The sequence below is a fragment of the Rhodococcus sp. T7 genome (genome assembly GCF_009872365.1).
Taxonomy (GTDB): domain Bacteria; phylum Actinomycetota; class Actinomycetes; order Mycobacteriales; family Mycobacteriaceae; genus Rhodococcus_F.
Window position 1 is genome coordinate 19,747 of sequence record NZ_WXYH01000324.1, and the last position, 19,476, is coordinate 39,222.

A 19,476-nucleotide genomic window follows, 5' to 3' on the forward strand; every position below is an offset into this window, starting at 1 on the left:
AGGTGTACGCGCTGGGCAGGGTTCCCGGGCGAGCGAGTGCGGTGCCGGTCAGACGACGAGCGTGATGCGGCGTCCGAGCTGGCGCTCGTACTCGCGGTGAGCAGCCTCGATTTCCGAGAACTTGAACGTTGTCGAGTCGGGAAGAGTGAGATCACCGGCAGTGAGGAGTTCGGCGAGTGTGTGCAACATCGCGCCCGACTCGTGAGCGATTACCAGCGTCGCGCTGTCCTTTGACACGCTGTGGGGCGGGCTTCCCGGGACGACGGTGACGTAGTGTCCCCCAGGCCGTAACGCGGCGGACAGGTCGATTCCGGCAGCATCGATCACTGCGTCGACGCGGGAGGTCGGGGGGGAGCCGATATACACTTCCTCGGCTACACCGGTCGGCAACAGTTCTGCCTGCTCGGCCCGTCGGACCAACGCGTGCGTGCGGTGTCCGCGGAGGTGGAGTAGCTGCAGTGCGATACGTCCGACCGCACCGGCGGCTCCGGAGACAAGCACCTCAGACCTCTGAGGCAACTGTAGAGCGTCGACGGCCTGCATTGCGGTCAAGCCGGGGAGGGGCAATTGGGCCAAGATGGCCGGGTCGACGTCTTCGGGGGCACCGGCAAGGGATGTTTCCCGCAGGCAGACGAACTCCGACCATGTGCCGGTTCCGGTGACGGCCAATGTCGAGACGCCAATTACCCGAGCACCGGGCAGAAACCGGCCGGCCGTCGGGCCCGTCTGCCTGACGGTGCCCACCAGGTCGTATCCGAGCGTGAACGGCGCATTTCCCTGACGAGGTGTGATCATCCCGCTACGGATTTTTACGTCCGCGGGATTGATCGCCGATGCCTCGAGGGCGATGAGTATTTCGCCCTCGCCCGGACTGGGGACTGGAATATCTCGCAACTGGAGCACATCGATGTCCCCAGGAGAGTCGAACTGAACAGCGAACATGGTTCGTACCTTTTCGTGTGTGAGATCGACGACGATCTCGGGAGGTGACGGAGCAATCCGCATGCGATCGAACTTGACGCCCGGCCGCAATCGAGGCGGTATCCCATACCAGAACCGGCTGACCGTCGTGTCTGTCTACGCGGAAGTTGCGACTTCGGGCTCGCCACGCAGCAATTCGAGACAGGTCGCGATGTCCCTCCCGCCACCGGGGGTCATTCGCACAGGAGTTCTTTCACCAGGCCGGGATCGCCGCGCCACTTCGCGACCGGGACCAGGACCACGAGCTGGCAGACCCGCTGCACGGCTTCTTCGACGACGTCGCGTTCCTCATTGGTCAAGGCCAACCGGCGATACAACCGGGAGAGTTCGCAGCGTACGACTTGGTCAACCTGTGATTCGAGTACTGGCAGGCCGTGCGCATGCGCTCGGTGCGGCAGCTCGATTTCGGGAGCCAGCTCTTCTTCGACAGTGACAGACACGGTCGGCCTCCTTCACATGCGCGAACACAGTTGCTTCACGTCAGATAGGGCAGTGACTTTCATATCCCGTGATGATCTACGCACGTACATCGACCGAGGGTTCTGTCCGCTGAGCGGTCGAGTAGGCGACGATCGCGCTCACCCTGAGGTGAGCACCTCGTGCCCGAGCCGTCGCAGAGTGTCCCAATCGGGGATCTTCGTTCGATCCTTACCCGCAACCCGACCCCGCTCGATCTCGTCACCGTTGATTCGTAGCCAGCCGTCGTAACCGATGACCTTGACTCCGCGCGTCCGCAGTGCCGCGTCTACGGCATCAGCAGACACACTGGTACCGGGTTCGGGACTGGACACGAGGTCCTCCATCACACTGGCGACGGTTTCGACCGAGTCGACGCGGTTGGTTCCGATCACCCCCGAGGGTCCACGCTTGAGCCATCCGGTGACGTACTGCGCCGGGACGACATGCCCGTCACCATCGACAACCCTGCCGAGCTGGTTGGGAATGGTGCCTCGGACAGAGTCGAACGGCAGGCCGTCGAGGGGAACACTGCGGTAGCCGACCGATCGGAGGATGAGCTGGGCGGGAAGGGTGTCGAACTCGCCGGTGCCATGCACGGTGCCGTCCGGTGAGAGTTCGGTGCGCTCGATGCGAAGGCCGTCGACGTGCTCGTAGCCGAGGATCTCGACCGGATTTCGCCAGAAGTGAAAGTGAATTCGGTGAGTTCGGTCGGTGCGCGGCCGGGACGCGAACTCCTCGAGGACTGCGAGGTTGGCGAGGGTGGCTTTGTCGAGGCCTTCGCGTGGTGCGCCGATGAGCTCGGCGGGATCGATGATGATGTCTGCGTCGGTGAGGTTGCGGAGTTCGCGGAGCTCTTTCGTGGTGAACTTGGCGAATTCCGGCCCGCGGCGGCAGATCACGTGGATGTCGCGGACGCGGCTGTCGCGCAGCGTGTCCAGGACATGCGGCGGCATGTCGGTACTGTCGAGCTCTGCGGCAGTTTTCGCGAGGATTCTCGCTACGTCGAGGGCGACATTTCCGGCGCCGATCACAGCCACGGTGTCCTCGCGCAGGTGAAAATCATTCGGGCTGTCGGGGTGACCGCCGTACCAGGACACGAAGGCGGTCGCGGAGCGGCTGCCGAGTAGGTCTTCTCCTGTGATTCCCATCGCTCGGTCGCGCGAGGCACCGGTTGCGTAGATCGTCGCGTTGTAATGCGCGTCGAGGAACGGGCGATCGACATCGGTGCCGAATTCGACATTTCCGAGGAATCGGACCTTGGGATTTTCCAGGATGCGTTGCAGGCTTCCGATGACGGCCTTGATCCGGGGGTGATCTGGTGCAACACCGTAGCGGACGAGCCCGTATGGGGCGGGAACACGGTCGATGATGTCGACCTCGACGTCGACGTCGTGTTGCCGGACCAGCTCGTCGGCGGCGAACAGGCCGGCGGGGCCGGAGCCGATTACTGCTATGCGGGCATTTCTCATGGGAAGGTCCTCGGAGCGAGTCACAGCTGGTTCGACGGGCAAGGCGGCTGGCTGGCCACCAGCGGCGTGTCGACACCGACCGGACCGTAATCTCGGGCGCTGCCGATCAGTCCGAGTTCGGTATCACGCCCTGGCAGGACGGAGTAGAAGAAGTCCCGATTGTCGGCGACGTGCTGCTCCTGATCCGGGGGTACTTCGGTTTCGTATGTGATTGCCTCGACCGGGCAATTCGGTTCACATGCCCCGCAGTCGATGCATTCGTCGGGATGGATGTACAGCTTGCGGGCACCTTCGTAGATGCAATGAACCGGGCACACTTCCATGCAACTCTTGTCCATGATGTCGGTGCACGGGCCCGAGATGACGTAGGCCATTTTCTTTCTCCTTGATGTCGCGCGGTCCTCCACGCGGATAGGTGCCCGGCTGAGGGGATCGGCGCCCAGGGTCGATCTTGGTGACTTCGAGCCCTGGGCGTCGTCGGCCTCATGCAGGTCGGTCCGTCGATGACACGTCCGGCCTAGCGGGGAGTCGGTTCAGTGTTCATGAACGATGACGCCGCGGATGTTCTGGTGTTGTTCGAGATCTTCGTAGCCCTGGTTGACCTGTTCGAGCGAGTAGGTCTGAGTGATGAGCTCATCGAGCTTCACATGGCCGCTCTGGTACAAGCTCAACAACTTCGGGATGTCGTAGACGGGGTTGCAACCACCGTAAAGTGAGCCCTGAATACGCTTGCCCCACAGAGCGAGCTGCACCCCCGACAGTTGAATCGTGTCCTCCTCGTACTGGCCCATCGAGGTGATGACGATGGTGCCGCCCTTCGAGGTCGCCTCGGCGGCGTCCGAGACCGACTGGGCGGTCAGCTGATCGATGGTGATGATGGTGCTGTCAGCACCCACACCCCACGTCAGTTCCTGTACCAGGGCGAGCGCCTCCTCGGCGGACTCCGCGGTGTGGGTGGCCCCGAAACGCTTGGCGCTCTCCCGCTTGAACGGAACCGGATCAACCGCGATCAGGTGCTGGGCGCCCGCATACGCGGCTCCCTGCACGGCGTTGATGCCGATGCCGCCGATGCCGTAGACCACGACAGTATCTCCCGCCCGCACATTCGCCGAGTTGACCGCAGATCCCCAACCGGTGGGGACGCCGCAACCGACCAGGGCGGCCTTGTCCAGAGGAATCCAATCGTGGATCGGGATCACCGAATTCTCGTGCACGGTCGCATACTGGCTGAACGTGCCGACGGTCATCATGGACCCGTAATCACCGTTCTTGCCCTTGAACGGGAATCGGCCACCGGGCAGGAAGCCTTCGAGTCCGTTGGCACCCATGTCGCACAGCCGGGAGTTGCCGGTCGCGCACCACCTGCACCGTCCGCAGACCGGAAAAAATGATGCGACGAAATGATCGCCGGGCTTGACATTCGTGACCTTGGATCCGACTTCGAGAACTTCTCCGGCGGCTTCGTGACCGAACACCATAGGTGCCCGGAAGGGCAGGTGCCCCTTGACCATATGCAGGTCGGAGTGACAGAGCCCCGAGTAGTCGTACCGGACGAGAACTTCGTTCTCATCCGGGGCGACGACGTCGAGTTCTTCGATCTCGAAGGGCTTGCCCGCTTCGTAGAGCACTGCGGCTTTGGTTTTCATGCTTTCTCCGTTTCATTGAACAGCGTCAGGCGCACGGCGCCGAGGAACTCACATCAGTCGGACGGCGGAACCGACAGGACCAGGCCGTATGCCCGGTTCTCGAGCTTCGGCTCCAGGCAGATCTGGATCGATTTCTGCTCGGTGTACTCGTCGAGGGCGTGCGCGCTGAGTTCCCGGCCGACCCCGCTCTGCTTGTATCCGCCGAACGGGTATTCCTGATTGCCCATGTGCCAGTCGTTGATCCACACCGAGCCGGCCTCGAGCTGGCGGGCCACGGCGAGTGCCTGGTTGAGATCCTGGCTCCACACACCGGCCGACAACCCGTACTCGGTGTCGTTGGCGATCTTGACTGCTTCCTCGATGGAGTCGTAGCGGATCACCGCCAGGACGGGACCGAACACTTCCTCGCGGGCCACCGTCATGTCGTTGGTGACGTCGGTGAGGATGGTGGGCTCGACCCAGAAGCCTTGCCGGTACTGTTCGCCCGCGGGGACGCCGCCGCCATACGCGACCGTGGCGCCTTCGTTCTTCGCCGATTCGATGTAGCCGAGCACCCTGTCGCGCTGTGCTGCATTGATGAGCGGTCCGATGTCGGTGTCCGGCTCGAGCGGGTTGCCGATCTTCTGGGTCCGCAGGCGGGTGATCATCCGGTCCACGAACTCGTCGTGAAGGGAGGACGGGACCAGCAGTCGAGTTCCCGATTCACAGGCCTGGCCGGCGTGCATCAAGAAAGCCCAGATCGATCCGTCGACAGCGGTCCGCAAGTCGGCATCGCCGAGGATGATGTTGGCGCCCTTGCCACCGAGTTCGAGGGTCACCTTCTTGAGGTTTCCGGCACCGGCGCGGACGATCTCCTTGCCAATCGCGGTGGATCCGGTGAACGACACCTTGCGAACGTCCGGATGGGCGGCGAGGTGAGCGCCCACTACCTCACCGTCACCGGTGACCACGTTGAATACCCCGTCGGGGACACCAGCAGCTTTCAACTCTTTCGCGAGCTCGAGTGCTCCGATGGGCGTCTTCTCGTCCGCCTTGAGCACGACCGAGTTGCCCGCGGCCAGGGCCGGCATCACCTTCCACACGGCCAGAGCCGTGGGGAAGTTCCAGGGCACGATTGCCACACAGACTCCGATCGGCTCGCGCCGAATCAGTCCACCGGACAGGACAGGCCCGACCAGAGGACCCGGTCGCTCGAAATCCTGCCTGCGGAGGACGTCGGCGAAGTACCGGGTGTTGCTCACCGGCATGCCCACACTGAATGCGTTCGACAGGTTGAAGGGGGCGCCACCCTCGCGGGTGCCGAGGATGGTCAGCTCCTCGGCTCGGGCCTCCAACGCGTCGGCAGCGCGGTCGAGGATCTCGGCCCGCCCACCGGGAGCGATGTTTCGCCAGATCCCCGACTCGAATGTGCGTTTCGCGGCCTGCACCGCGGCGTCAGCGTGCTGTGTTGCCCCCTTGGCCGCGGTGGCGAATACCTCTTCAGTGGCCGGCTCGGTCAGGTTGTACTTTTCATCGCTGTCGACCCATTCGCCGTCGATGAACATCTGATAGTGAGTCGCGGCGATGGTGGAGTTGTCGAGGGTGCTTGGTTGCGCCGTGGTTGTCATCGGTTTGTCCGCCTCCGTGTGTTGTTCGCCTGATCCATCGACTCGCTCAGCGCTCCGGACCGAGTTCGAGAAGAAGCTTTTCCGGGCCACGAGTGAACAAACCGACGTCCACGGGTTCGAAGCCGTCTGCGAACCGCAGGTTGGGGTACTTCGCGAACAGCTGGGTGAGGGCGGTTTCCGCTTCGCGCTTCGCGAGCAGGGAACCGACACAGAAATGCCGGCCGAGTGCGAATGCGATGTGATCGGCCGCGCCGGCGAAGGCGCGATCCATCGCGATGTCTTCGCGGAAGATGTCGAACTTGTCCGGATCCTCGTACCTGCGCTCGTCCCGGTTCGCGGCACCATTGACACAGGCGACGACGCTATTGGCCGGAATGATTCCACCTGCAACCTCGACGTCCGCAGTTGCTGTGCGAAGAATGATCTGGACGGGAGGGTGGTAGCGCAGGTTCTCCACGAGCGCATTGGTAGCCAGCGCCGGGTTCGCACGCACCGCTTCCAGCTGGTCGGGATGCTGCAGCAGGTGCTTGATCGTGCTGGCGATCGCCTTGTCGGTCGTTTCACCGCCAGCGATGAGAAGGAGACCGATCAAGGCCTTGATCTGTTCATCGGAGAGCTGTTCACCTTCCAGCTCAGCCTGGCAGAGCCGGGAGATCAGATCATTTCCGGGATTGCGGCGCCGCTCGGCGATGAGCGGCAAGATGTACGCCGGATACTCCTGCTGGGTCCGCATGCCCCACGCGTGAATCTCGGGATCCTGGGTGAGGTTGGCCAGGAACGCCATCAGCGAGGAGTACCACTCGTGAAACTTGGACAGATCCTCCTTGGGCAGGTCCAGCATCTTGACGATGACATTGATCGGGAACCACTTCGTGAAGTTCTCGATGACATCGACCGCCCCCGACTCGGGCAGGGCCGCGATCATGTCGGTCGCGAGCTGATCGACCTGCGGAAGCAGGTCATCGAGATAGCTGCCACGCAGAGCCGGAGTGATCAACTGCCGGTTGATGGTGTGCTCGCGGCCGGACATCTGGATGACGGTCCGCCCGATGACGGGCTCCATCTGGAAGGCGTAGTTCTCGTTGCTGAAGGCATCCGAGTCGCGGTACACCCGCGCCACGTCGTCGAACCGGCTGACGAAGTAGTAACCGCTGGCTTCGTGGTGGAGCAGGGGGTAGTGGTCGCGCATGATCTTGTAGTACTTGTGCGGGTCCCGGGCGAATTCATCCGACAGGATGTCCGGCATCACGGGGATACTTGTGGTCACCACATTCTCGCTTCTCTTCGTAGGGGGTAAGAGGCGGTCGAAGACCGAGCGGTGCGTACTTCGCTATCGACGAGTCGTCATGCTCTACAGCTGACGTAAGTCCGAGCCACCGCCCCATCCAGTGATGAGGATCTCAATTATGGGTCGGGTGTGATGGGCGAGATATACCTGCTTCGCTACCTGTATTCCCTACGCAGGTATGCCCGCGGAGCGCCGGAGTCACCCCCTGCGCGCGCCAGCCGGCCGAACCTGGGCCAGGGGGCACCCAGGAGTGATGATCGGCAACCGTGGACCCACCGCAGGACCAAACCGATCTGTGCAGGCAGGCGCAGTGCAGCGCTATGGTCACCGGGATAAGGCACCGCAGCACCGGGACTCTCGTCACCAGCAGGTGTTACGGCAGGAGGGTCGACCGAATCGGGAACGCGGACGGCAGATTCCCGGGTCTACTCGACGCTCTCGTCGCGGGCGATCCAGGCGGCCAGCTGCGAGCGGGACCTATGGCCGGTCTTGGCGAGGATGCGGTCCACGTGTCCCTCGACGGTACGGCGCGAGATGACTAATCTCTCCGCGATCTCCTTGTTCGTCAGCCCCTCCGCTACCAGCTTCGCGACGTCCTTCTCGCGCGGTGTGAGTTTCACCGCCGCCGAAGGAGGTGCGGGCGTACCCGGCTCCGATGTGCGCTTCTGTAATGCGAATTCGATCGCCTCGTGGTGTTCGAGCCCTTCACCAGCCCGGGATTCTCTCTCGAACGCAGGACCCCCAAGCAACTGACGGGTGCGCTTCTCGTACCGGTTCCGTGTCCGGACCAACGCGTCGCTTCCGAAGAGTGGCGAGCTCCCCATTTCGCCGCACAGCGTCCGCCCGATCCCCAACAGGCGTGCGCTTCGAACAGGGTTTCCTTCCTCGATCGCGATCCACGCGAGAATCTCAGTGCATACGGATACGCCCAACCAGTCGCTCAATGACTGCTTCAGTTCGATCGCTTCTTTCAACGAGTCCGATGCGTCCGGGAACTCGCGCCGGGTCCACAGGGCAAGTCCGCGCGACCACATCGCCCACGACGTGGCGAAACACTCCCGTAGCGACTTTCCCAGAGCGATGGTGTCCTCCGCCGAAGCGATGGATTGGTCCAGGTTTCCGGACAAGCAGTGCACGAAAGCTAGTTGAGCACCGCCCAGCAGTGTCAGTGAATTGACGTCCCCGGACGCGGCGTGATGTTTCATGGCGGAATTGAGGAGCTCCAGTGCTCCGTCGAGATTTCCGTCGATCTGCTCCACGGTGCCCCGGAACTGGAGCGCAAACGCCTGAGCGGTTCGATCACCGATCGATTCCGCAACGGCGCTGCTCTCCAGCAAGTATCGCTTGGCCGTGGCGTTGTCGCCTTGAATCATTGCGTACCAACCGATTACCCAGAGCGCTTTCGCTCTCTCCTGGCTCGGTTGCCGGTCGGTCTCCAGGGCGCGGGTCAGCCAGTACCGTCCGTCCTGCAGCAGGCCACTCGCATTCCAGAAGAACCACAGCGAACTCGCCATCCGGAGACCGGTGCGGGCCTCGCCGGGGGTGGACAGGCTGTACTCCAGCGCTGACCGCAGATTCGCCCGCTCGGGCTGGAGTCGACGATTCCACTCCAGCTGTCCTGATCCCAGTGACCGGCTCTCGCTGAGTTCGGACAAACGCAGGAAATAATCCCGGTGATTCCGATGCCAGGTTTCCCCGTCGCCCTGCTCGGCAAGTTTCTCGGCCGCGTAATCCTTGATGCTTTCCAGTAATTTATATCGAACTGTAGGTCCGGAGTGAGCGGTGACAATGATCGATTTTTCGGCAAGGCTGGAGATGACTTCGAAGGCGTCCGGAACAATTTCCGGATCAGTGCACACGCTTTCGACTGCATCGAAATCAAAACCACCCGCAAATACCGACAGCCGCGCCCACAGGGTCTGTTCGTCCGGCGAGCACAGATTGAAGCTCCAATCGATGGCGCCCCGCAGCGTTTGATGCCGCACCGGGCCGCCACGGTTCCCTTGAGTCAGAAGATCGAAAAGTGGACCTTCCCGTGACAGGACGCGATCGAGGGGAAGGGACCTGATCCGGACGGCGGCGAGTTCGATAGCCAGAGGGATGCCGTCCAGCCGCTGGCAGAGACGGGCAACCGCCACGCGGCTCTCGTCATCGATGGTGTATCCCGGGATGACGGATGCAGCGCGTTGCTCGAAAAGATCGACCGCCTCGCTATGGAAGCTCTTACCTTCTCGTCCCTCGGCCAACTGCGCGTCGTCCAGAACCGACATGGGCGGGACCTCGAACACGGTTTCACCCAGCACACCGAGAGGCTCCCGACTGGTTGCCAAAATCTGCACCCCGGGTGACCGTCGAACAATCTCGGCGGCGACCGTTCCGCAGGCCTCGATCAAGTGCTCGCAGTTGTCCAAAACGATGAGCGCATGTCTTCCACTGAGGAATTCGGAGAGAGTGTGAATATGGCCTGGACTCGGCCCTTCCCGAATGTCGAGTGCTTCGGCGATTGTGGTAGTGACAAGTTCAGGATTGGAGATCGAGGCGAGGTCCACAAACCAGATGCCGTCGGTGTAGCTCCGGCGTACTTCCGAAGCGACGCGGCAAGCCAGCCGGGTTTTTCCTACCCCACCGAATCCGGTGAGCGTCAGTATCCGAGAGCCCGACAGGCGCGTCTTGACCGCGGCGACCTCATTTCGGCGTCCGACGAAACTCGTGACTTCGCACGAAAACCCGCGGACGGTTGGAACGAGTTGGTTATCCGCCGCCATTACATTCTCCTTGGAGTATGGTCGTCGGTATCTTCGGAGCAGCGCTCCGCAATATCGAACAATTCATGCGTGATGATCGCTCTGGTCAAGTTGCTGTGGGGCGCGCAAAATGAAGAAGTAGAAGACATGATGTGGCGCTCTGTTGTTCCGGTGTCACGACAGTCAGGGAAGCCTGGCCGGTGGCGGTAACGAATTTCGAGTCCAGGAGTTCCAGGGTGGCCGTCATGCTCGGACCGAATATGCTCCGCACATTTTCCTCTCGACCCTCGGAGATACAACAATCGCTCCATATGTAACAAGTATCACATCATCTGTAACCTGCAGTTGCCGGGCATGGAGGCTTCCATCGCACGCCATGGAGGTTGCGGTGCGGTTCGCACATCGTCGCTACTCGCCTCGATCCACTCTTGGTAGAACGGGGGGCATCTCCGACGCCCGCCCCCGCAAGAGTGGGTCGCGCTTCTCGAGAAAGGCGTGTACGCCCGTCGGTGCCATCGCCATGCTCGTGTAGAGCATGGCGAGCGACCCGACCCGGTGGGCCTCGTCGGGGTGCGGCGCAGCAGAGTTCCGGTAGAGCAGCTGACGCATGAGGTGCGACGGACACGGGGGGATCGGTCCCGGGTCCAAGAGTTCGCCAGCGCCCGCGCCTCGGTGAGGAATGAGTCCGGCTCGTGTACGGCCTGTGCGAGACCGGTCTCCCAGGTGGTGTTCGGATCGAGGATGCCGGCCCGATACACCGGTCCAACGCGCTGGGCAGACCGACGAACCGGGGAAGGAATCAGGTCGAACACGCCTCCGGGACGCCGAGCCTTCCGAACTCCAAACCCGAAATCGAGCCCGGATCGACATGAGGCGCGCGTCCATGGCCAGCGTCATCGTCACGCCTATTCCGACGGCTGTGCCATTGATCGCGGCGATCACGGGCTTGCGGCAGGCGTAAATTGCGAGTGTCACCCGGCCGCCCGTGTCACGGATGCGACGCAGCTCGGGCTCGCCGAGGTCGGCCATGTCGTCCAGTGATGGGCGCCTTCGACCCGTCGAGCCCGAACGCATTGCCCGCACTCGACAGGTCCATGCCGGCGCAGAATGCGCGATCCGCACCGGTAACGATTACCGCCCGCACGGAGTCGTCGTCATTGACGGCCACAAAGGTGCGTTCGAGAGCATCGGCCATTTCGACGGTGAAGGCATTGAGTTTCTCCGACCGATCAAGGACGACAGTGAAGATTCCGCCCTCGATTTCATGTTGCATGTCCGCTCCCAGTGCTCTTGGACGGCCGCCGGGGTTCTCGCTCAGCCTGCGGATGGCCGACCCGACGCCACAAAAGGCGTCCGAAGTAATTGTCGTGCACGGAAACCCTTCTTAGCTTAGGTGTTTTTCCCGGCCGCCGACGATAGGTCACCTGTCCGACGCCGTTCTGCGGTGTCGATAACCGATGTCGCCCGGTCCTCGCTGGAATGCGAGGGCCGGGCGGATCGGTCATCCTCTGGCTCGGCCGATCAGTCCGGATAGTGGTGGCATTGGCGATGCCCCCGTGCCACACATCGTGTGCGATACGTACCTTCATCCCGCACGGGTACGTCGAATCGCTTTGTGGAGCAGTTCATCGACTGGTCTGCAGACTATGCACTTCGCTGGATTGTTTGGTCTTCCGGGAAAGACTGAGCAGAGAAGCGGCAGCGAGAAGGGCGAGGACCAGAAGCGCGACGACCGAGAAGTACAGGCTACGGATCGATACGAACGACAAAGCATAGCCGGCGAGGATCGGTGCGAGGATCGCACCGACTCGTGCCACGCCGATCATCGTGCCCATGCCGCGTGTTCGCGCAAGCACCGGATAAACCAGAGTGCTCGTCACAGTTGCCGCCATCGCTCCATACACGGTGATCCCCATTACTGCGGCCATCATGAGCGCGAATCCCCCATTGAGCGTGGACGCGAATCCGATCAACGCCACCACTGCGGCGACCGACCCGGCCACGACGTACCGAGGTGGTGAGACTTTATGTCCGACGGTCGCGTACAACGCGGCTCCGGCCAAAGTGCCGAACGAGATCATGAGACCGGCAAGTGCTCCTTCTGCCTTGTCGGACGTTGCATCCGTAATCAGCTTGGGCGTCCATGAACTGATGAAGTAGAAGGACGCGGACAACGCGGTGTAGGTGGTCCAGAACAGCAATGTCAAAGTGCGGAGTTCGCGTCCGAGCAACCGGACGGTCGCGGGACTCTTGCGGATCTCGTCTTCGTCGGCTTGACGCGCAGGCGCGTCGTCTTCCAATCCGAGACGACTCTGTGTGGCGGCCGCCTTCCGCAACGATTCTGGATCGCCCTTACCAATGAGGAAAGCGGTCGATTCCGGCATGAACGCGACCGTGGCGATCAGCGCGAAGACGCACAGGACCAGCCCCACCCAGAACATGCCCTGCCAGGACCCTCCGACCGCAGCAAGGAGCGCGGCACCGGCGAAGCCGGCGATGGTGCTCCCGAGCGGATATCCGCACATCACGGTGCCTACCGCAAAGCTTCGCCAGGCCCGGGGGACCACCTCGGGCGCGAGGACCACGACGACGGTCGCGATCGTTCCGACCGCAATTCCCGTAATGGCGCGTGAGCCGAGGAGAACCCAATAGCTCGGCGCCAGAGCAGAGACGGTCAGACCCACGGCATTGAGGGTGAGCCCCGCCACCAGGACGAGGCGACGACCGTATCGGTCGGCCAGCGGCGCGAAAGCAATGGACCCGATGCCCATTCCCGCCAACGCGGCACTGATCAGGTAACCCTGCATGGAGCTGGAGGCGAAATCATCCGGAAAGTACGGGATCGCGAAGCCCATGATGAAGATGTCGTAACCGTCCAGCGCGTTGAGCAGCGCGCACAGCAGGACGATCATCACCTGGAACCTGTGCAGTGGCGGTCGTTTAATTTGTGGTTCGGCAGCCATAGCGACCCTTTCGTAGGTGCTGACGGACAGTGATCGAGGCATCGGCGGGCACGTGACGCAATGAGTCCGCGGCCGAGTCGGCGCTAGCACTGGCCCATGTGAGCCTCGACAGTGCTGAGACTCGCGTGAGCCGACGCAATAGGGCGCAGTTCGCTTCCCTCCTCGGCGAGGGTCGTCGAGGAGGGAAGGCATCGTGGACCTGTATTGAATCGATCATCCGATTCAATAATCGGAAGTGTAAGTTCGTGGGGAACGTGAGTCAAGACACATTCTGCGATTATGTGGACGGCGGCAGCGGTGAGGCGACGAGTACCAAATCACCGCTCTCACCTGCGAAGTTGCCCTAACAGTCGTCGTAATTTGTTCGCCGCGGCGACCGCCTCAAGTCCGGGTGAGATCCGTTCCTTTTGGCGGTGCGGGCGACCACCGGCTCCGGCGGTCGTCATGGCGAGTTGTTCTAGACGGTATGGGGGTGGCTGGGGCCTCGCTCACATGTGAACGTGGGTTACCGACAGGAATGTGGTCCCGGCCGGTAGAGCCACAAGATGTGGGAGGCCCCAGTGATGAGTCAGCGTACGAGTGTCGGGTTGGACGTGCACGCGCGGTCGGTGGTCGCGTGTGGTCTCGATGGTGAGACCGGTGAGATGTTCGAGCGTCGGTTGACGCCGGATCATCATGAGATCCTCGTGTGGATCCGTTCGTTACCGGGGCGGGCGGCGGTGACTTACGAGGCGGGTCCGACAGGGTTTGGTCTGGCCAGGTTCCTGCTCGCGGCCGGGATCGTGTGTCTCGTGGCGGCGCCGTCGAAGTTGCAACGCCCGTCGGGCGATCGGGTCAAGACCGATACCCGCGATGCCCGGCACCTGGCCCGACTTTTGCATCTGAGTGAAATTGTGCCGGTGACGATCCCGAGCGTGGAGCAGGAAGCTGCCCGCGATCTGGTCCGGGCACGAGAGGATGTGCGCGGGGACTTGATGGCAGCCCGGCACCGCATCTCGAAGCTGCTTCTCCGGCAGGGAATCGTCTACTCCGGCGGAAAGGCGTGGACGGGTAAACATCAGGTGTGGCTACGGACGCACACGTTCACCGTCCCGGGACTGCAATTGGCATACGACACCGCGTTCGACACCATGCTTGCCACCGTCGATCGCCGAGACCGCCTGGATGCGGCGATCGCGGAGATGGCCGCGGACAGCGTATACACACTGGTGGTGAGCAGGCTCGGGTGTCTGCGCGGAATCTCGACGTTGACCGCGTTCGGGTTGGCCGTTGAGATCGGAGACTGGCAGCGACTCACCGGACGGTCGATCGGCGCCTACCTTGGCCTGGTGCCCACCGAGTCGTCCTCGGGCGCGTCACGCTCGCAGGGGTCGATTACTAAGACCGGCAACGCTCACGCCCGCCGACTGCTGATAGAGGCCGCCTGGCATCACCGCCAGCCCTACCACCATCCCGGTGTGGATCTGCGGCGGCGGTGGGACCGGGCCACCCCGTCGGCGCGGGCACGCGGACAGCAAGGCAACCGCCGCCTGTACGGTCGGTGGCAGAGCTTCGATCAGCGACGCAAGCGACCAGTGGTCGCCAACACCGCCATCGCCCGTGAGCTCGCCGGCTGGTGCTGGTCGCTGGCGATACTCGACGGCTGACCGCCGCTCCACAAGTGTCCGGATGACCCACCAGGGTGGTGACGGCCAGCGCCTGGGAGTGACCCGCGAACGCCCTATGAGCAATCCCTAACTCCGCGTTGGGATCACGCTCGATCTCTAGACCCGCGAACCACTCCAGCCGAACAGTCCGTCCTGCGGTAACCAACCCGCGCATATCAGACTGACAAACGCGTCGATGCCGACACGCTCGCCACCACCTAGGGGGCCTTTTCGGTCAAAAGGAACGGCGTCCACGACGACGGTCGTGGACGCCGCTTCACTCTGCCCTCTTGACAAACCTGATTCCATATCAGGGCGTGCACGTGATCGTGATCGCGGACATGGACCCCGGCACCGTCCGGGGCGAGTCGGTGCCGGGCTATCGTGATCTGCGACGCGGTGACGATGTCGATACCTCCGACCCCAGCACGCGGGTGACGGTGACCTGGGCGGACACCAGTTCCGGCGGTACCGAGTACCGGTTGCCGCGGAAGACACCAGTAGCGTCTGCCGGGACAGGGTCGGCTTCGGTGCGGATCGCCGGATACGGCGCCGCCGGAAGCACTGTCAAAGGTTCGGCGGCCGCCACCGACGCCACCGATGACTTGCCGTTGGGAGGCACGCCGCCGGGTATCGTCGCGAACCCGGCAGAACTCGTCCAACATCTGTTGTGCTTGTTCGACCGTGACGTCATCTGGCAAGGTGCGCCACCACCGCCCAAGGCAGTGTGGTTGGCTTTCTCCACCACGACTCCTTTGCGGTTCCCGGCTTTGGGTCCGGAACTCGCTGGCGGTTGACCTTGAACAGCTCGAACTTCGCAGTCATCGCCCCTCACGAGTCCACGGCGGTCGCGGATAAAGCCCCGACCGTGCAACCCCTCGATGGCAAATACGCACGATCCCCCTGCGTCTGCTCGACGGAGCCTTCCCGGTTTGTACTCAGGCCGTCGTACAAGGCGAGCCGACGGCCGCCGTTCACATGCGACGTCGGAGACTCCCGGGAACGCGTAGGTGTCAGACCACCGCGTCGTAGTCGTACCTAAAGGTCCAGTCCCGGTAGGACCTGTGGGGAACGAGCCGCTTACCGGACTGAGTCTTCCGCAGGAACTCGCCGACCTTCACAACATCGTCCGCGGGAAGACCAGCTGCCTGGCACTGAGCTTCGAACAACTCGGGCGATACACGAGCGCGGGACCATCGGGCCCGCTCGTTCGTGAGGCTCGCCTTGAGCTTGGCTTCCTCATTCCACTTCATCGATCCGCCGGACATCTTCGCGCTGCGGGCAAGGTACCCCGCGATCTTCGCGATGTCCTCAGGAACCTCCGTCGTGTCCATGTAATCGATTCTCCCAGCTTCGATCACCGCATTGACAAGAGGTGTCGCCTGTTACCGCTACCCTGTCCGGCCCGGGTTCGCCGCTCGGTTTCGAACCGGTCGCGACACCAGCACCTTTGTCCGGCTGTGGAACTGCCCGTTTCATCCGCTCGCCGATCAGGCCCCGATCTGGTCTGCGGCATCAACCACGCCTTCGTGACCGGGGTCCTCACCGGGCTCGGTTCCCACGGCGTCGAAGATGAGAACGATTCCGTGCCGGGATGTGGCCTCGCGGAGCGCTTCGAGGAATCCGGGCCTCGCGACGAGCTCATACATCGCGGTCCTCGTCCCCTGGACAGGGCGCTGCTGCGCCGAACTCCGCACACCCGAAGCAGGTACGGCGACCACCGAAATGTAGTCGCTTATCCCCGCGCCGAGTCCGGTTCTGTCGCTATCGGGCCGCGGTGTCCCTTTGTGCATCGCCGCGTCGGCGACCGCTTTCGCGAGTTCTTCGTCGATAACGCCACCGGTACGGGCGATAACGTGGTGCGGGTGGTGGCAACCCGGTTGCTCGTGCGGATGTGATCAGGTTGGTCGTCACGATGATGTCCGTGCCAGCCATCTGCCGGAACGATTCGAGGGAGACATCGCAGTTGAGGCGGTCTTCTGTCCAATCGTGTCTATGGTTTGTCCAATCCTCGCAGGCTGAACGCCTCATGGCAGCGTGCCGACCAGTTCGAGCGCTGTCATCGGTGTAGGTCCGCCCCTTCATTCTTAGAACGACGATGGGTTTCGGGCGGGCCTCCGCGGTGGACAACATCAACGGCACGACACGCGAAAGGCTAGGACCCGAGCAAACCCCTTTGGGTCGGTGGGCGAGCTGATAGTTCGACAAAATGCTTGGCCCGCCGACCCGCCGCTCCGCGTCCACGGCAACTGACAGGCTTATTCAGCGAAATGTTCGAAGTAGGGGCTCATGGAGCGGGTACTCGAGTCTTCACGAACTCAGGATCAAACGCGGTTGGTCCGACCTTCGTGGCACCGCCTGGGCTACCTAGATCGCTGAAGTACTCAACGTTAGCCGTGATGTACTGAGTCCACTCCTGAGGTACATCGTCTTCGAAGAAGATCGCCGTAACCGGACATATCGGTTCACAAGCGCCGCAATCGACACACTCGTCGGGGTGGATGTACATCATGCGTGCCCCCTCGTAGATGCAGTCGACTGGGCATTCTGCAGTGCAAGCTTTGTCGAGTACATCCACACAGGGCTCGGCAACTACGTACGGCAAAACTGACTCCCTCTCGGTAAATCGTACGGTCGATACGCAACAGGGATATCGCGAGTGAAGATCGACGCGCGGAAGTTCTTGAGTCCGACTTTGGTTATGTACTTGTCAGTGATCAGATCTCGAACTGACGATGGATGGTCCGACCGCGTTGGATGACTGTCGGGTTCGGCTACCAGAGCATGGCTTCCTACACCAGAAATGCAGGGCATGATCGCGCGGTCCACTGTGACGTCGAACGCCGAAGACAGATCGGCAGCGTCACCGCCGTGCGGTGTCACGATCAACACCGCTGATGGCGATCATCGCTGCGCGATCCACCACCTTCACGCGCTCGCGGTCGCATTGCGCTCCGAGTTCACGCTCGTGTGCGTCGAGACGAAGCCATCCCCTCAATGTGGTGTGCTGCACGCGACGCGACAGTAGGAGCGCGTCAATCGAATTTTGATCGCGATCGACTGCCCTCGGTAGTACCGAGAGGTCCTCGAGTAGGCTCTTGACGGTTTCGGCGGCGTCGCTGCGTGTCCGCCCGATCAAACCGACGGGACCTCGCTTGATCCAACCGTTCACATAGATCCCGGGAAGCGCGCCACCGTGACGGTCGATCACCCGACCTGCGATATGTGGCACGACGGCTCGGTTGTCATCCCATGGCAATCCGGGCAGCGTGGTGCTGCGATATCCTATGCACCGGTACACTGCCTGGACCGGCCACTGGGTGTGAATTCCGCTTCCCGCCGTCTCACCGTTGCCGACATATTGCGTCCGCTCGGTGCGGAGCGCCACGACACTGTCGCTTCCGACTACCTCGACTGGGTTTTCGAAGAAGTGTAGGTGAAGTTTGCGAGGGCGCCGGTCACGGGCCCTGGTCGCATACTTCTCCAATTCTCTTGTTACCATGCGTATTTGACTGTCCTGCGCTTTCGCGGCCAGGCTTGCCTCGTCAAATGTGATGTCCGCCGGGTCGACGATCACCTCGACGTTCGGTGACTCGTCGAGTTCACGTAGTTCGAGCGGGGTGAACTTTGCTTGTGCGGGTCCGCGCCGAGCGAAGAGGTGGACGTCACGAACCGGCGACGATTTCAAACCGCGATAGACGTTGTCGGCGATCTCCGTGCTGAGCAGTTCATCTGCTGTCTTACTGAGCATCCGGGCGACGTCGAGAGCGACATTGCCGGCGCCGATGACCGCGATACTCTCGGCGGTGAACGGCCAATCCGCGGGGGCGTCGGGACTACCGTCATACCACGAAGCGAACTCCGCTCCGCCGAAGCTTCCGGGCAAGCCGATGCCGGGGATATCGAGATCACGGTCTTTGCTTGCGCCGGTAGCGAAGACCACCGCGTCGTATCGGCATTGAAGGTCCGCGAGATCGATGTCGACTCCGAATTGCACATTCCCTAGGAATCGGACCTGCGGGAGTTCAAGTACCTCATGCAGAGCTTTCACGATGTTCTTGATGCGAGGATGATCGGGTGCGACACCGTATCGGATCAGGCCGTAAGGTGCGGGATGCCGGTCGAAGATGTCGATCGAAACCGGGACATGGCTCCTGGCAAGCGCAGCCGCGACGTAGATTCCGGCGGGACCCGCTCCGATGACTGAAATGCGGGCAACCGTGCTGGTGTGTGCTGAGCAATCGATATCGCCCGGTCGATCGGTCAGTGGGTCGGACAATTGGCCGGCCTTTCGTTGGTGTTGTGGGCGGTGAGGCTGTCTTCTCACCCGCAGTCGGCGGGTTATCGCAGAACGGAGCTCTGTGCCTTCTCGTTTTGTCACGAAGCGGAGCTCCGTCTAAGCGCGCGCTGCCGTCACTGCATAGCCTGTACGGCTCGTGTTGGCCGCGCTTGGGATCCTCGTCGAGTTCGACGACGACCTGACCGGCGCGGCCGCCCGGACGAACGACCGCATTCGTGGTTCCACCGGGATTCACCCGCCATTTGAACGATTCTCTGTCCATACGAGACCCATGAGGCCGTACTGGGAATCCTGTCCAGACGGCGGACCGCGGTCGGCATCCGGAAGAAGCGTACGTCCCCTGACCGCTCTCGCGGCCCAAGCAGGCACCCGG

Annotated in this window: 15 protein-coding genes and 1 pseudogene; 1 reads left to right on the forward strand and 15 read right to left on the reverse strand. The window is 62.5% G+C overall.

Features of this window, described 5'->3' with window-relative positions:
* Window positions 1-48 precede the first annotated feature (48 nt).
* The 10 genes and pseudogenes from MLGJGCBP_RS26615 to MLGJGCBP_RS26660 form a co-directional block, all read right to left on the reverse strand.
* Window positions 49-942, reverse strand: a complete 894-nt coding sequence (locus MLGJGCBP_RS26615; protein ID WP_160099186.1) for an NADP-dependent oxidoreductase — start codon at window positions 940-942, stop codon at window positions 49-51.
* Between the two features lie 212 nt (window positions 943-1,154).
* Window positions 1,155-1,421 (reverse strand): hypothetical protein, encoded by a 267-nt coding sequence (locus MLGJGCBP_RS26620; protein WP_160099188.1) that lies wholly within the window; start codon window positions 1,419-1,421, stop codon window positions 1,155-1,157.
* 138 nt (window positions 1,422-1,559) lie between these two features.
* A complete protein-coding gene (locus tag MLGJGCBP_RS26625; protein ID WP_160099190.1) occupies window positions 1,560-2,909 on the reverse strand; it encodes an FAD-dependent oxidoreductase in 1,350 nt (449 codons plus the stop codon).
* A 20-nt stretch (window positions 2,910-2,929) separates the two neighbouring features.
* Window positions 2,930-3,283, reverse strand: coding sequence for a ferredoxin (gene fdxA, locus MLGJGCBP_RS26630; RefSeq protein ID WP_160099192.1), 354 nt, complete (start codon window positions 3,281-3,283; stop codon window positions 2,930-2,932).
* Between the two features lie 159 nt (window positions 3,284-3,442).
* Window positions 3,443-4,555, reverse strand: coding sequence for a Zn-dependent alcohol dehydrogenase (locus tag MLGJGCBP_RS26635; RefSeq protein ID WP_160099194.1), 1,113 nt, complete (start codon window positions 4,553-4,555; stop codon window positions 3,443-3,445).
* Window positions 4,556-4,608: 53 nt separating this feature from the next.
* Window positions 4,609-6,162: an aldehyde dehydrogenase family protein gene (locus tag MLGJGCBP_RS26640; RefSeq protein ID WP_201453203.1), complete on the reverse strand. Its 1,554-nt coding sequence runs from the start codon at window positions 6,160-6,162 to the stop codon at window positions 4,609-4,611.
* A gap of 46 nt (window positions 6,163-6,208) precedes the next feature.
* Window positions 6,209-7,429 (reverse strand): cytochrome P450, encoded by a 1,221-nt coding sequence (locus MLGJGCBP_RS26645; protein ID WP_236581390.1) that lies wholly within the window; start codon window positions 7,427-7,429, stop codon window positions 6,209-6,211.
* A 446-nt stretch (window positions 7,430-7,875) separates the two neighbouring features.
* A complete protein-coding gene (locus tag MLGJGCBP_RS26650; RefSeq protein WP_236581391.1) occupies window positions 7,876-10,215 on the reverse strand; it encodes an ATP-binding protein in 2,340 nt (779 codons plus the stop codon).
* Between the two features lie 302 nt (window positions 10,216-10,517).
* Window positions 10,518-11,467, reverse strand: a pseudogene (locus MLGJGCBP_RS26655) (enoyl-CoA hydratase-related protein).
* A 352-nt stretch (window positions 11,468-11,819) separates the two neighbouring features.
* Complete coding sequence (locus tag MLGJGCBP_RS26660) at window positions 11,820-13,106, reverse strand: MFS transporter (RefSeq protein WP_160099196.1); 1,287 nt, start codon at window positions 13,104-13,106, stop codon at window positions 11,820-11,822.
* Window positions 13,107-13,717: 611 nt separating this feature from the next.
* Here MLGJGCBP_RS26660 and MLGJGCBP_RS26665 point away from each other — a divergent pair.
* Window positions 13,718-14,803, forward strand: coding sequence for an IS110 family transposase (locus tag MLGJGCBP_RS26665; protein ID WP_442972124.1), 1,086 nt, complete (start codon window positions 13,718-13,720; stop codon window positions 14,801-14,803).
* Between the two features lie 379 nt (window positions 14,804-15,182).
* Here MLGJGCBP_RS26665 and MLGJGCBP_RS52070 read toward each other — a convergent pair whose 3' ends face one another.
* The 5 genes from MLGJGCBP_RS52070 to MLGJGCBP_RS26690 all read right to left on the reverse strand — a co-directional run bounded on the left by MLGJGCBP_RS52070 (window position 15,183) and on the right by MLGJGCBP_RS26690 (window position 19,049).
* Window positions 15,183-15,497, reverse strand: coding sequence for a Mu transposase domain-containing protein (locus tag MLGJGCBP_RS52070; RefSeq protein WP_442972127.1), 315 nt, complete (start codon window positions 15,495-15,497; stop codon window positions 15,183-15,185).
* Between the two features lie 319 nt (window positions 15,498-15,816).
* Entirely contained in the window at window positions 15,817-16,137 is a 321-nt protein-coding gene (locus tag MLGJGCBP_RS26675; protein ID WP_160099202.1) for a hypothetical protein, read from the reverse strand.
* Window positions 16,138-16,293: 156 nt separating this feature from the next.
* The gene (locus MLGJGCBP_RS26680) at window positions 16,294-16,452 is read right to left on the reverse strand and encodes a hypothetical protein (RefSeq protein ID WP_160099204.1); all 159 of its coding nucleotides are present in this window, start codon (window positions 16,450-16,452) and stop codon (window positions 16,294-16,296) included.
* A 638-nt stretch (window positions 16,453-17,090) separates the two neighbouring features.
* Complete coding sequence (fdxA, locus tag MLGJGCBP_RS26685) at window positions 17,091-17,408, reverse strand: ferredoxin (RefSeq protein WP_160099206.1); 318 nt, start codon at window positions 17,406-17,408, stop codon at window positions 17,091-17,093.
* A gap of 258 nt (window positions 17,409-17,666) precedes the next feature.
* Complete coding sequence (locus MLGJGCBP_RS26690) at window positions 17,667-19,049, reverse strand: FAD-dependent oxidoreductase (RefSeq protein ID WP_201453212.1); 1,383 nt, start codon at window positions 19,047-19,049, stop codon at window positions 17,667-17,669.
* Between the last annotated feature and the right edge of the window lie 427 nt (window positions 19,050-19,476).

Bases quoted from the DNA above. Each gene is read 5' to 3' on its own strand.
- MLGJGCBP_RS26640 (WP_201453203.1), bottom strand. From the start codon at position 6,162: ATGACAACCACGGCGCAACCAAGCACCCTCGACAACTCCACCATCGCC.
- MLGJGCBP_RS26660 (WP_160099196.1), bottom strand. From the start codon at position 13,106: ATGATCGTCCTGCTGTGCGCGCTGCTCAACGCGCTGGACGGTTACGAC.
- MLGJGCBP_RS26650 (WP_236581391.1), bottom strand. From the start codon at position 10,215: ATGGCGGCGGATAACCAACTCGTTCCAACCGTCCGCGGGTTTTCGTGC.
- MLGJGCBP_RS26625 (WP_160099190.1), bottom strand. From the start codon at position 2,909: ATGAGAAATGCCCGCATAGCAGTAATCGGCTCCGGCCCCGCCGGCCTG.
- MLGJGCBP_RS52070 (WP_442972127.1), bottom strand. From the start codon at position 15,497: ATGACGTCACGGTCGAACAAGCACAACAGATGTTGGACGAGTTCTGCC.
- MLGJGCBP_RS26635 (WP_160099194.1), bottom strand. From the start codon at position 4,555: ATGAAAACCAAAGCCGCAGTGCTCTACGAAGCGGGCAAGCCCTTCGAG.
- MLGJGCBP_RS26615 (WP_160099186.1), bottom strand. From the start codon at position 942: ATGTTCGCTGTTCAGTTCGACTCTCCTGGGGACATCGATGTGCTCCAG.
- MLGJGCBP_RS26675 (WP_160099202.1), bottom strand. From the start codon at position 16,137: ATGGACACGACGGAGGTTCCTGAGGACATCGCGAAGATCGCGGGGTAC.
- MLGJGCBP_RS26680 (WP_160099204.1), bottom strand. From the start codon at position 16,452: ATGTATGAGCTCGTCGCGAGGCCCGGATTCCTCGAAGCGCTCCGCGAG.
- fdxA (WP_160099192.1), bottom strand. From the start codon at position 3,283: ATGGCCTACGTCATCTCGGGCCCGTGCACCGACATCATGGACAAGAGT.